General features: G+C 56.1%; 15 protein-coding genes. All 15 read right to left on the reverse strand.

Annotated features, from left to right (window positions below; all coding sequences use genetic code 11):
- Positions 1 to 81: 81 nt before the first annotated feature.
- The gene (locus tag ACLRDN_RS25935) at positions 82 to 2,025 is read right to left on the reverse strand and encodes an ATP-binding protein (RefSeq protein WP_413460743.1); all 1,944 of its coding nucleotides are present in this window, start codon (positions 2,023 to 2,025) and stop codon (positions 82 to 84) included.
- A 17-nt stretch (positions 2,026 to 2,042) separates the two neighbouring features.
- Positions 2,043 to 2,393, reverse strand: a complete 351-nt coding sequence (locus tag ACLRDN_RS25940) for a hypothetical protein (RefSeq protein WP_413460744.1) — start codon at positions 2,391 to 2,393, stop codon at positions 2,043 to 2,045.
- A gap of 672 nt (positions 2,394 to 3,065) precedes the next feature.
- Complete coding sequence (traF, locus tag ACLRDN_RS25945; protein WP_413460745.1) at positions 3,066 to 3,344, reverse strand: conjugal transfer protein TraF; 279 nt, start codon at positions 3,342 to 3,344, stop codon at positions 3,066 to 3,068.
- 68 nt (positions 3,345 to 3,412) lie between these two features.
- The gene (locus tag ACLRDN_RS25950) at positions 3,413 to 3,967 is read right to left on the reverse strand and encodes a hypothetical protein (protein WP_413460746.1); all 555 of its coding nucleotides are present in this window, start codon (positions 3,965 to 3,967) and stop codon (positions 3,413 to 3,415) included.
- Between the two features lie 15 nt (positions 3,968 to 3,982).
- Entirely contained in the window at positions 3,983 to 4,291 is a 309-nt protein-coding gene (locus ACLRDN_RS25955) for a hypothetical protein (RefSeq protein WP_413460747.1), read from the reverse strand.
- A 102-nt stretch (positions 4,292 to 4,393) separates the two neighbouring features.
- Complete coding sequence (locus ACLRDN_RS25960) at positions 4,394 to 4,690, reverse strand: hypothetical protein (RefSeq protein WP_413460748.1); 297 nt, start codon at positions 4,688 to 4,690, stop codon at positions 4,394 to 4,396.
- Between the two features lie 46 nt (positions 4,691 to 4,736).
- Complete coding sequence (locus tag ACLRDN_RS25965) at positions 4,737 to 5,378, reverse strand: hypothetical protein (RefSeq protein ID WP_413460749.1); 642 nt, start codon at positions 5,376 to 5,378, stop codon at positions 4,737 to 4,739.
- A 26-nt stretch (positions 5,379 to 5,404) separates the two neighbouring features.
- A complete protein-coding gene (locus ACLRDN_RS25970) occupies positions 5,405 to 6,070 on the reverse strand; it encodes a hypothetical protein (RefSeq protein WP_413460750.1) in 666 nt (221 codons plus the stop codon).
- A gap of 60 nt (positions 6,071 to 6,130) precedes the next feature.
- Positions 6,131 to 6,829, reverse strand: a complete 699-nt coding sequence (locus ACLRDN_RS25975) for a hypothetical protein (protein ID WP_413460751.1) — start codon at positions 6,827 to 6,829, stop codon at positions 6,131 to 6,133.
- 24 nt (positions 6,830 to 6,853) lie between these two features.
- Positions 6,854 to 7,300, reverse strand: coding sequence for a hypothetical protein (locus ACLRDN_RS25980; protein ID WP_413460752.1), 447 nt, complete (start codon positions 7,298 to 7,300; stop codon positions 6,854 to 6,856).
- A 51-nt stretch (positions 7,301 to 7,351) separates the two neighbouring features.
- On the reverse strand, positions 7,352 to 7,936 hold the full coding sequence (locus ACLRDN_RS25985; RefSeq protein ID WP_413460753.1) for a hypothetical protein: 585 nt from the start codon (positions 7,934 to 7,936) through the stop codon (positions 7,352 to 7,354).
- An 84-nt stretch (positions 7,937 to 8,020) separates the two neighbouring features.
- Complete coding sequence (locus ACLRDN_RS25990; RefSeq protein WP_413460754.1) at positions 8,021 to 8,341, reverse strand: hypothetical protein; 321 nt, start codon at positions 8,339 to 8,341, stop codon at positions 8,021 to 8,023.
- Entirely contained in the window at positions 8,338 to 9,147 is an 810-nt protein-coding gene (locus tag ACLRDN_RS25995; RefSeq protein WP_413460755.1) for a hypothetical protein, read from the reverse strand. Before ACLRDN_RS25995 ends, ACLRDN_RS25990 begins: the two co-directional genes overlap by 4 nt.
- Positions 9,107 to 9,877 (reverse strand): hypothetical protein, encoded by a 771-nt coding sequence (locus tag ACLRDN_RS26000; protein WP_413460756.1) that lies wholly within the window; start codon positions 9,875 to 9,877, stop codon positions 9,107 to 9,109. The genes ACLRDN_RS25995 and ACLRDN_RS26000 overlap by 41 nt, the downstream gene beginning before the upstream one ends.
- Positions 9,878 to 9,895: 18 nt before the next feature.
- Positions 9,896 to 10,651, reverse strand: coding sequence for a hypothetical protein (locus ACLRDN_RS26005; RefSeq protein ID WP_413460757.1), 756 nt, complete (start codon positions 10,649 to 10,651; stop codon positions 9,896 to 9,898).
- Positions 10,652 to 10,678 lie beyond the last annotated feature (27 nt).

Below are 10,678 nucleotides of genomic sequence, written 5' to 3' on the forward strand. Positions count from 1 at the left end.
TATTGTACTCCAAAAACTCTCGCCATAGCCGATCGTTTTTGTACTCCAATAAGTAGCGTCTATGAGAGCGCAGGGCTTCGCTTACTGCTCTAAGCGCTCCAACTTCTCGTACATGTCGCCCATGGATTTGGAGTCAGCCCGGATCTCGCGCGCCAGAATGGCATTCGGCTTTCTCCCGAGCTCTGCGATTGCCTTCGCGTACCCTTTCAGCAAAAAGTATCGAGCCAATTCCATTACCCATCCCTCGCACATGTATTCGTGGAACAGCTCATAGAAGTCGGGCGAATGGACGTGGCCGCCGATGTCTGGCTCTTCGTGGCAATACTCGTGCATCATAAGAGCCGCGAGCGCAGATACTGAACGCTCACCTCGTATCACCTCGCTGATCACGCCTATATCAACCGCAATGAAGCTCTCACCGTCTGTCCATGCCTGGGCGACATCAGATCTTCCGGCAATCATTCGGCGCTCCGCCGACGCGTAGCTTGGTTTTCTTCCGAACGGCAACGTGTGCACGGCCTGCTTTTCTTCTTTGGATAGTCTCTTGTAGCGACGGGCATTAATCTGACGCACGATCGCTTCGGATGCACGCTGAAGCGCCTTCAGCATGGCCTTTTGATGATCGGACAAGACAGCTTCCTCAAGCAGCTCATAACGATCATTAATATGAGACGATACAGCCCCTAAGTCGACCACTCTGACCCGATCAAAGACTCCCCGATAGGGATAGGCATCCTTGACTTTTTCCACTTCAAAATACAACTGGTTCAACTCTGCTACCAAGCGCTGATATTCCTCACTTTTATTGCTGCTAACCTTTGGGTTGGCATCTCGCATAGCTACTAATTGCCGGTCCAGCTGCGCCCGTGCAGCTTTAAGCTTTTCGATGCGCTGATGATCTTCCGCGCTTACATTCGTTCGCAGCTTCAAAAGCTCTAGCAGCTCTTGTGGGGTTTCCACATTGAACCGGTGCAGTGTCTGCGAATTAATCACAAAGGCTAGTTTCTGGTTCATCACCCGTTCGCCGATCGTCCAGTCCTTCTCGTCTGGCGCAAGGCAAAGCTTTTCTGCTGCGGCCAAGTCACGCAAAGATCGCTTGTTCCCAGATACGTCCTTGACCAGTCCGATGGACGCGATCTCCGCGTAGGAAATCTCTCCACGCGCGAAGCGATGAGCAATTGCATCGCGCTCATACTCGTGAAGCGACTTCTTCTTGATGAGCTTGCCGCACATCTTGTCGAGTTCGCGGCGAATACGCTTCCAGACCTGGCACTCAGAGAGAAGAATGTCATTTCTGGCAAAGTTCACTTGCAAGCGATGCTTGCTGACGATGGTCCCAGACAGTCCGAACTGATGGGGAGGATAAACTCGGACGAGCGCACCAAGGTTATAGACTGCTAAGCCGCCGGCTGACTTGGTAGCAATATAGGCATCTTCTGTCTCAACGGACCAAACCCCAGCTGCTGGATCCTTGTTGATTCGCTTCCCATTTACCAATACGGTGATCTGCATCCATTGTGCAAGCTGGGATAAGTCATGGGCGATGCGTATCACTTCTGCCAGATCGATCCGCTCATACCAGGTGCCGACTACGGTACATCCGTCGATCGGATCGACGTTCGATAGGAGGTCGTAGGACAGGCCACGATTCTTGATATCGACCATCATTGAGAACGTGTTGGATCGCCAAACCGTAGTCGAAAAGGCGAATAGCTGGCCTCGCCCCATCCTGAATCGACCATATGCGGCGTCACCTTCCTTGTGGGGCGTACCAAACGTCTCGAAAAAGTCCTCGATCTCGTTGCGGGATTGGAAGCCACGGCCATCATCACGTACCGAATAGCCCAGCTCGTCAACTTTCACCTCGCAAAAGGTGGCACCCGCATCAACGGCATTCATGACTGCTTCGAGGAGCGCCTTTTCCGGCGTACCCGCTTGGGATTGAATGACCGACCACAGCAATGCGGGATGCATCCTGAAGCTGCGGTTTTCTCCTTGGGGCGACTTATCGACGGCTGTTTCCATATGACCAAGAGCTCCGCTTAGCACCATTTATCGAGGCCACCGTTGGCCGCCTTTTTGAGCGCCGCTTTCGCTTCATCTGGGATAGGCGCCCTCTCCAATGACCAAATGACCGTGCTCGGAGAATCGAGTACGGCCTTGGAGACCATGTCGGAGAACGTCTTCGCCTCGCCCGCGTAGCCTACATACAGTGGGATTACCCCGTAGCTACGTAGCGACTTGAGAAAACTGCTGGCGTAGCTCGGGTCGCCGAATTCAATCCTCTGTTGATATTCGTTGCACAGGTTCTCCAGGCTATTCACCTGCTGCTGCAGTTTCGCATTCTGCTTCTGAAGTAAGTTGATCAGTCCAATTGGATCGTCAAGTTCCATTGTTCATTTTCCATTTCATATTCGTTTAATGTCGTGGAGGACGCCGCCGAAGTCCGTCCGCATGTTTGAACCAGAATGTCTAGCGTGCACGGGACGGCGGGTGCCTGTATTTCTCAACACGACTTCCTGGCTGCGCCGAGGCCTCTTCCACCGCACCGAAATATGCGGCGTGGCTTCGAATCCAGCTAAGTACCCAAGGCTTCTGCTCCAGCAGATGAGGAGCATCCTGCTGCAACAGCTCAAGGAGCTCTTTGTTCTCGCTGGTTCGCTTCCCGGCCCCACCTTCGTGGCTTGAGATGATCGCGGCTAGCGCTGCGTGCTTCGCCCTCCAGACATCGTGGTACCGTAAGACTACAGCGAGGCCGACCAGTAGAAGCGCTGCTGAGGTCCAAAGGAAGGACGCACTCATCCGCGCCGCATTCCCTGACGCGATGATATTTGTCGTGATGGAGCATGCAATCATGAGAGCACCCAATCTCAAGCTCACGGTACTGTTGGTTCGTGCAAACCACACTGCTCCAGCGACCAAACCCAGACCCATAACCACAAAGACAGCGGCCCCAAATTCCACTAATGCCATATGCACTCTTTCACTATTGAGAATTGCTTTTCTGATACAGGTGGCAGACCTCTAACGATTTCGCAGGGTCACGCTAGGGTTTGCCGACATCCTTAGGGGACCGAGTGCGTCCGCGCAAATTGCTGTGCGCGGTCCATCACCTCGCGAAAGACGCTTGCATAGGCGTCCGCATTCTCTTTGGACGGCAGTGCGACTGCGATATCGGACACCGCCCGGAAGATCTCCTTCAGGTCTGCATCGTTGATCTGGGCCAGTTTGCTTTTCGAAACGATCATCGTCACGACCGGTGAGACATCCTTCGCCTCGTCGGCGGCGGCCGTCCCGCACATTGCGATCATGGCGGCGAGAAAAAGTACCTTGATTGATTTCAATTTGTTCTCCTGATTAATAAAGTTAGGTGAGGTTGGCGGTGGGAACAGCATGCTTATGACGCATCACCTTATGCACGATCCTGTTGACCATTGACGAAGCGGTAGAGTGTTGCGTAGTGATCTGGTGGGGGCTCCATCGCCAACTTTTCACGTAGCGCAGCGTGCAGGTGCTTGAACAGCCGGTGCCGATATGCTCGGAGAGTCAGCAGGTCGTGGGCAACCAGTGCTCGATCAAGCTGCTGGGTTTGCTCGTCGAACTGGCGCGTAGCGCTATTGATGTTCGCCAGAGCCAGATATTCCTTCTGTTCCCGAGGACTCAGGCGACGGTCAGGGCATCGGCGAATCTCATGGACGATCCGGGTACCACCGACAATGAGTGCGAAGCAGAGCGTATCTGCACAGACGGCTAACGTGTTCCACAACGAATCACCACGCCCATACAAATAGCCAAACACTGCACGGAAACCAAACCCGTGAATCAGCGCCCAGGCGGCGAGAACAAGCAACGCGACGGACACAACAACGCCGCGTAGCCATTTCATGTGAAGTGTCGCGAGTTCGCGCGACGATACCGGCGCTGCCAAGATCGGGCCAAGTCCGATCGGTTCTTCAATATTGATCATCTGCTTCTCCATCGCTCAGTTCTTTCGTCGGGCGTATTTCAGGCCCGGTCCCGGACCGAACTCGAAGATAAGGCGCAGTCCGAGAAAGCAGATAAACGTTCCGAGCAGAGCAACGCACACCGCGACAGTGCTGCCTAAGCCTCCTGGAAACGCCGACACAAAGCTCTTGCAGAACAACGCTAGCATTGCGACGACGACGAAGCCTACTGTGGTCAGCGCCAACGCGCCGATACGCTGGCGGCGCCAGCGCAGATACTGCTCAGCTCGTACACCGGTTGGCAAATGGCCAAGCAAGCGGCCTGACTGTTGTTGGCTACCGTCCATTGGAAGCCTCCGCTGGTTGTGATTCATTCATGATGACTCCGAGGTCAATTGTGCTAGCAAGCACTCGACCGATGATGAGGAAATGTTTGGGGGAAGCTGCGCTTACCGAGTGAACAGTGCCTGGAGCTTCTTGATGGTTTCGTCGGACAAGCCGACCATGCCGACGTTGGCACCACGGAAGAAGAAGCCGACGAAATCCGACACGACGTCAGCTACACCCAGGCAGAAAAAGAGGTATGCAGCCATGAAGAGCAAGCCCTTGCCGCCAATAGCGTCAGCAACCGCCGGCGACAGGCTGATGACCTGGGTGAGATAGTCGAGTAGGCCATGAGTGGCGGTGAACGCGACTGCATAGGGGTAGAGCACAATCAGCAGAGCTGCGGCGATGATGTTACGCATGGTGATACCTTTCAGGTTGGTTAATGTAATTCAGGCGGAAATCACCTCAGGGCCAGGGCTTAGAGGGTTTGAGGCCGTCAAGATGGGGAGCGAGTGCTTCGCGGATACCTTCGCGGTGCAGAGAGGCATCGGCCATCAGCTCTTTGCTCTTGCCCTCGACATCATGGTAGAGATCGACCGGTGTAGCGAAAGGGTGAGCAGCGCAATGCTCAAACCCGTACAGCGATACCATTGCAGCGGCGATGCCAAGATTCGATACCAGAAAGCCAGGTGAATCGAAGAAGTCATAGGCTTTGAGGAAGAGGTAGGCGCCCACGCGCTTCCCGTCCATCATCCCGGTCGGGTCCTTGACGAACACGTCTTGGTTGCCGATAGAATAGTGATGCGTCATACGGTAGATATGACGGCCCCGCGCCTGCATCTCCGCTTCGGCTTCCGCGGAAAGCTCCTCGATATGAGTAACCTCCGCGTCATCCATTTCGTACTTTGGATCATATTGCTCCACCCAGCTGGCCACCAAAGCGCGTTCATCCTTGGTGAGACTCTGCATGTTGCTATAGAGGGCATGAGCGATGTTGCCAAGGTGAGGCTGGCCGCCGATCAACTGCGGGCGGGGAAATCCGTCGCCATCAACCACGAGTGCCATGGCTCCGCTGGCATCGGTGAAGTGGGACGGTTCGATGTTCATGAAGCATTCGCTACCAGTTTGCGAAGTCATTGCGTTCCTTGTGGAGAATGAGTGGGATCGACCTTCGATGGCGAGGTCAGGTTGTCGACGTTGACGGTAATGTGGAGGCCTGACTTGAGAGACTGCGCGACGGAACGGACTCCGAAGGCGAACATTCCAAAGGCGACACACAGCGCCAGCGGTAACAGGAGGTCCGAGACGATAGACGAGATGCGCGCAGAGAGCGGACGCCGTACCGGAGCAGGAAGATCAGTTGGGCCGGCCTCTTCAGCTACCGCTGCGCCCTTCTCTGCTTGCGCGACCTGATGCTGTTTCGCTGCAGACATCCCAAGGGCATCCATTACACGCAGCGCGGCTTTATGAGCGGTCTCAAAGCTATCAAACCACTCGACTGCGAACTCTCGCTCCGTCTTCGCGTTGTCGTAGCCGAATTCGACGATCTTCACCGCCAGCAAGTGAGGCATCCCCTCCGATTGCTCTACTCGGACGGCAATGCTGCAGTCTCGACGGCTATAGTGCTCTGCGAGCCCGGTTGAAATACGAACGAAGCTTTTGTAGAGACCAGTCTCCGGGAAGATTGCCAGCAGGTCCCCCTGGTGCAAAGCCACAAAATCGCGATCACTATCTTGCAGGATAGGCTCCGCGCTGGACGACTGCTCATCGCTCGACCGATTCTCTCTCAGTTTTTCCATCAATACGCTCCCTGTTTCGGATACCCGATCCGTACGGCCGCAATGCACCCACGCGGATACTTACTCAAACTCGTCTAGGGTTTCGCCCAGCTCACTCTGGCCAGGTCCTGCTTCGATCGCATTGCTCACTCTTTCGCGCATACGCTCTACGACAAAACCCATCTCAGCCCTACCGCCGGCCAATACGTTGATCTCAATCGCCCATTCGCGCAGGGTGCGGCGAGCGACGTCTGGGGACGTGAAAAGCTTGATGAACGCCTTGTACAAAGCAGCATCGATGTTGAAGCTCGCCCCTGCCAGTTTTCCACCAGCCTGCCAGGTGTAGCGGATCGACTCCACGTTCACGGCCTGAAGATGGTCAACTTGCTCTACCTTCTGGGCTGAAGGTAGAGCGCTCTCGACGAAGGCACATTCCTCATGCTCCAGCTTTAAGAAGATGGCTCGGTAGACCCGATGCAAGATCTCTTTGCGTAGTCGCTCCTCGCGAGCCTTGCCACCGGCCAGCACATGGATTTCAAGCGCCCATTCGCGCAGGGTTTGGCAGGCAACCTCTTCAGAAGCGAATTTCTGAAGAAACAACGCATAGGTGTCGGCCTCGACGACGATCGTGGACTCCCTGAGTTGACCGTGCACGCGCCATGTGTAGGGGACGGTGACGTTTTTCGGAACCTGCTTCTGCAAAGCGTATTGGGCTTCGCCACCTCTCCTGCGACGAAATTCACGCTGTAGCTTCGGCTCCGATGATCTTGCTGCTCTCATACCGGACTTCCTGGGGAACGTTGTTCACTTGAGGGCCGGGATTGCGCTATCGGGCCCAGCTGGTGGCGCCTGATAGACGCGAAGGCGGGTGGGTTCGGCCAAGGCGGTGACAACGCCTTCAACGGAGCTATCACCCAGCATGAACGAGAACTTGTCAGGCAGGCTAGCGTCGATTCGCACTTCACGACGAAGAGCCTCGGTCGCTTGAATATCTTTTTCTGCAGCGACGACAGTCGTGCCTGTCTTTTCGATGCGGCTGACCGAGAGTCCGTTGGTGGTCGACCAATCCACAGTGATGCCGTCACGATCCATGCGCATATTGGCGCCGCAAGCGATTTTGAGCGGAGGCAACTTCGTGATCGTATTTCCCGACTTGACCGAAATTTCGAGCTGCTTGGTGCAGACCAAATCTGCAGCGAAAACGCCAGACGACAAAAGGCTGGCAAGGAGAGCAAAGGCGAGAGTTTTCATAGAAGGCTTTCTTGGTTGAATTGAACAATGATCTCTGGGGGGCGCTGCCCGCTATCTGACATGGAGGCCGCGGTCCAAGGTTTCAGCGAGCTCCTGGTAAATCCTGCGCTGCACCATGCGCGACACACCGATTCTCCCGGGCCTGCCAGCACCTTGAGCGTCGATCTCGATCGCCCAATTTCTGAGGGTTTGCCGGGCACCGGAGGCGGAATTGAGAAGCTTGGCGAAGAGCAGGAACAGATCTGGGTCGATGGAGACGCTCGTGCTACGGGCTTTACCAGCAACCGGACGCGTGTAGTGAATCCGGAGGAAGTCATCCGGGCGCTCAACGACCGCAGCAATCTCTGCCTCTTCATCCGGCAGGCCCGCCACCTTGCATCCCGCTAAGGTGGCATGGAAGAAGACGGCCACCTCGCCGCTACCGCCTGCGACCATCAAACCCTTCTCCAGCAATGAATCCAGGCACGGGTCTTGTTGGCCAGGTGCTGCCGCGTGTAGATTCCGCAAACCCCACTTCACCTCTGGCTGGAGCTGACGGATACCCAACACCTCGCGCAGGAATGCCAGTTCTTGCGCGTCAACCGTCGATACGGATGGAGCCGATACTTTCATTTCTTGGACTGGCTGGTCGCTCACTTCAAAACCTCAAACATAGTATTCGTCAAGAATCACCGAGAAATCGTAGGCCGGCCGCGATACGCATCGGTAGTGTTGGTCAAATCAGGACGCGCTCAGCGCGAGTTCGATCTCTGCGCCACGCAGGCCGGCTACTTCACATCCTTTGCGTGTGGCTTGATAGACCGCCTGCGAAGTGGTCCGATACGCCAGTTGGACCAGACCTTTCTTTTCCAGTCGTCCGAGGACCTCCTGCTGATTGCCGGTCCCGGCTGCGAAGTAATTGCGGCGCCCCCAGTGTTCACGGGCGCGCAACCGGGCAATCCCCAGAGTGTGCTGCAGGTATCGCATCTCTTGGTCCTCCAGCACATCGGCTGGGGCCACATATGGATGCGGTGCTACCGCGATGGTCTGGGCTGTATTCATACGGCCGGTCCTTTCACAATGAGGGTCGAAGTCGCCAGACGGCGATTGCCGCCGGCCCCAAGGTAGATTTCACGAAACGCCACGTAGGAGATGGCCGAGCTGAAGCTCAAGGCGATAGGCAGTGCCAAACCAGCATAAAGGAGGCATGGCAGGAAAACTGCGAGGCAAGCCAGGTCGGCCAGCAGCAGAGGCAGACAGTTCACGCCCAGGCGACCACCCCGCCCTAGCGCAATGGAAGCACGGCCGGCAAAACCGAAAACCAGTTTCAAGTGGAACTGGAAGTCGCCCGGGAAGATGCGTCCATAGACCAGGTGGAACAACACGTAGCTGCCAGCGCCCACCATCACAATTTGCTGCCACGCTCCCGACTGCTGCGCCAGCTCGTGGGTGAGCGTGCCGAAGAAGTCCTTCGGCAGAATGAGGATCAGCAGTGACCAAGCCGCGCCCACCCAGATAATGGCCACCTCGCCAACCATCCGAATATTCATTGCCAGCTGGCGCAGCAGGGCCGGCAAGGTCGGCAAGATCTCCACATCGACGGCCCGGGCAATCACAATCCCCATGAGAAAGGACACTGCCATCACCATTGCTGTGTAGGGGACGAAGCCTCTGGCAAGCCAAGCAATCACCATACAACCACCGTTCAGGAGGAAGAACGGCACGAACGCTCGGCGCACTAAGTCTGCTGCGTCCTTGATCCAGGAACCCACCTGTACAGGAGGGATACGACGGGGCTTGATGCTGTGACTCATCGTATTTTTGACCTTAACGCTGATAGGCAGGGTTTGCAGCAGAGTGAGCTGCATTGGGCTCAGTCTGGTTATCGGGCAAACCCAAGTAGATTTCGCGGAAAGCAACGTAGGAGAGTGCCGAGACGAATGGAACGACGAGCGGTGCTGCTGCAGGCGCGTAGCCGCTGGTCACTGCCAGGAGAACAATGGAACAGACATCCAGCAGGATAACGCTGGCCAAGTTCTTTTTCGGGCGGCCGGCGCCACCAAACAGCAGCCCATGACGGAAGGTCATGTCGCTAAACAATTGGAGGTGGTATTGAAATGGGCTTCCCAAGAAGAGCAGTCGCGCTGAGGCGAAGAAACTGAGGGTTATCCCGAAATCGAAGAGACCGTCGATGCTGCCATCAAACAGCACAAGCATACGCGGGTCGAAGAAGAGGGACATGGGCGTGTGCGTGAAGAGTGTGGCCGCGAACAGCATAGTGCCCATCACACCAAACCAGAATGCCGCTACGCGCATCGCTTTCGGCAGCTGATACACCAGGCATTTATAGAATCCGCCAAGTGGGAGGTCGGTGCGAGCATCTACCACGCCTGCAAACCCGATCCCGACCAGGTAGGTGACTGCCAATGTCCATTCGGCCACGGGCATGGTAAAAGCCATCAGGCGTCCAAGCGTAAGGCCGACGAACGCCAGCAGAAACATGGGCAGAAACCCCTTGTAGACCAGTTTGGCGGCATTGACTGACCAGCGAAGCATCGCAATAGGTGGCACGTGCTTCGGTGCAGGAGTGATGACCATGGAAACAGAGTCCTGTGCTTAGTGTTGAACGACCGCGACGCCGCGAGGATTCTGCTCGGTGGCATTGTCTGCCACGCCCAGATAGATCTCCCGATAGGACACGTAGGAGATGGCGGAGAAGAAGCCCATAAGGATCGGCGCGGCCGGCGCAAAAAAGACGCTGATCACAGCCAGCAGCCCGATGCTGATGACATCGAGCGCGGTCAAGGCGACACAGTTTATTGCGGGGCGGCCACCACCACCCTTTTTGGCCGAGTCCATCAGATCGTGGCCGGCCAGAGCGTAAAGGTGAAACGTGTAGGGATAGAGCGACAAGATGATGCGCACGAGCAGATATGCGGCCAATGCAGAGTCGAAGTCGAATAGGGTGAATGAGGCCTTCGCTGCCGGATCGAAAATGTATGTGAACGGGCTATGGCCGGAGGCGATGTCGTAGATGAGGTTTGCGAGGGCAAGGCCGACCAGGCTGTAGGAGGCGACCACACATGCCGGCATGATCTTCAACAGGCATTTGCGCAGTTCGCCAAGATGGAGCGGATTCCTTACGTCTGCGCTCGCGCAGATCGCCACTCCCATCAGATGCGTCAACAGCAGCACCAGATGCGAGAGGAATGTTGACATGGCCAGTAGTGCAACGATGCTCAGTCCGACAAACCCGAGTACGAATAGCGGAAGAAACGCCTTCCATTGCAGAGCAGCGCCCGTACGGAACCAGCGCAGAATCGCTTTAGGTGAGACAGGGCGTGGCTCAGGAACGCGGTAGGAAGTCGTCATGCTCGTGTGCTTAGTGGTGATGAATCG

Source organism: Herbaspirillum huttiense (assembly GCF_047300815.1).
Classification (GTDB): Bacteria; Pseudomonadota; Gammaproteobacteria; order Burkholderiales; family Burkholderiaceae_D; genus Herbaspirillum; species Herbaspirillum huttiense_A.

Coding starts and splice junctions, on each gene's coding strand:
- ACLRDN_RS25950 (WP_413460746.1), bottom strand. CDS start 3,967: ATGATCAATATTGAAGAACCGATCGGACTTGGCCCGATCTTGGCAGCG.
- ACLRDN_RS25975 (WP_413460751.1), bottom strand. CDS start 6,829: ATGAGAGCAGCAAGATCATCGGAGCCGAAGCTACAGCGTGAATTTCGT.
- ACLRDN_RS25940 (WP_413460744.1), bottom strand. CDS start 2,393: ATGGAACTTGACGATCCAATTGGACTGATCAACTTACTTCAGAAGCAG.
- ACLRDN_RS25990 (WP_413460754.1), bottom strand. CDS start 8,341: ATGAATACAGCCCAGACCATCGCGGTAGCACCGCATCCATATGTGGCC.
- ACLRDN_RS25965 (WP_413460749.1), bottom strand. CDS start 5,378: ATGAACATCGAACCGTCCCACTTCACCGATGCCAGCGGAGCCATGGCA.
- ACLRDN_RS26000 (WP_413460756.1), bottom strand. CDS start 9,877: ATGGTCATCACTCCTGCACCGAAGCACGTGCCACCTATTGCGATGCTT.
- ACLRDN_RS26005 (WP_413460757.1), bottom strand. CDS start 10,651: ATGACGACTTCCTACCGCGTTCCTGAGCCACGCCCTGTCTCACCTAAA.
- ACLRDN_RS25980 (WP_413460752.1), bottom strand. CDS start 7,300: ATGAAAACTCTCGCCTTTGCTCTCCTTGCCAGCCTTTTGTCGTCTGGC.
- ACLRDN_RS25935 (WP_413460743.1), bottom strand. CDS start 2,025: ATGGAAACAGCCGTCGATAAGTCGCCCCAAGGAGAAAACCGCAGCTTC.
- ACLRDN_RS25955 (WP_413460747.1), bottom strand. CDS start 4,291: ATGGACGGTAGCCAACAACAGTCAGGCCGCTTGCTTGGCCATTTGCCA.
- ACLRDN_RS25995 (WP_413460755.1), bottom strand. CDS start 9,147: ATGCAGCTCACTCTGCTGCAAACCCTGCCTATCAGCGTTAAGGTCAAA.
- ACLRDN_RS25970 (WP_413460750.1), bottom strand. CDS start 6,070: ATGGAAAAACTGAGAGAGAATCGGTCGAGCGATGAGCAGTCGTCCAGC.
- ACLRDN_RS25960 (WP_413460748.1), bottom strand. CDS start 4,690: ATGCGTAACATCATCGCCGCAGCTCTGCTGATTGTGCTCTACCCCTAT.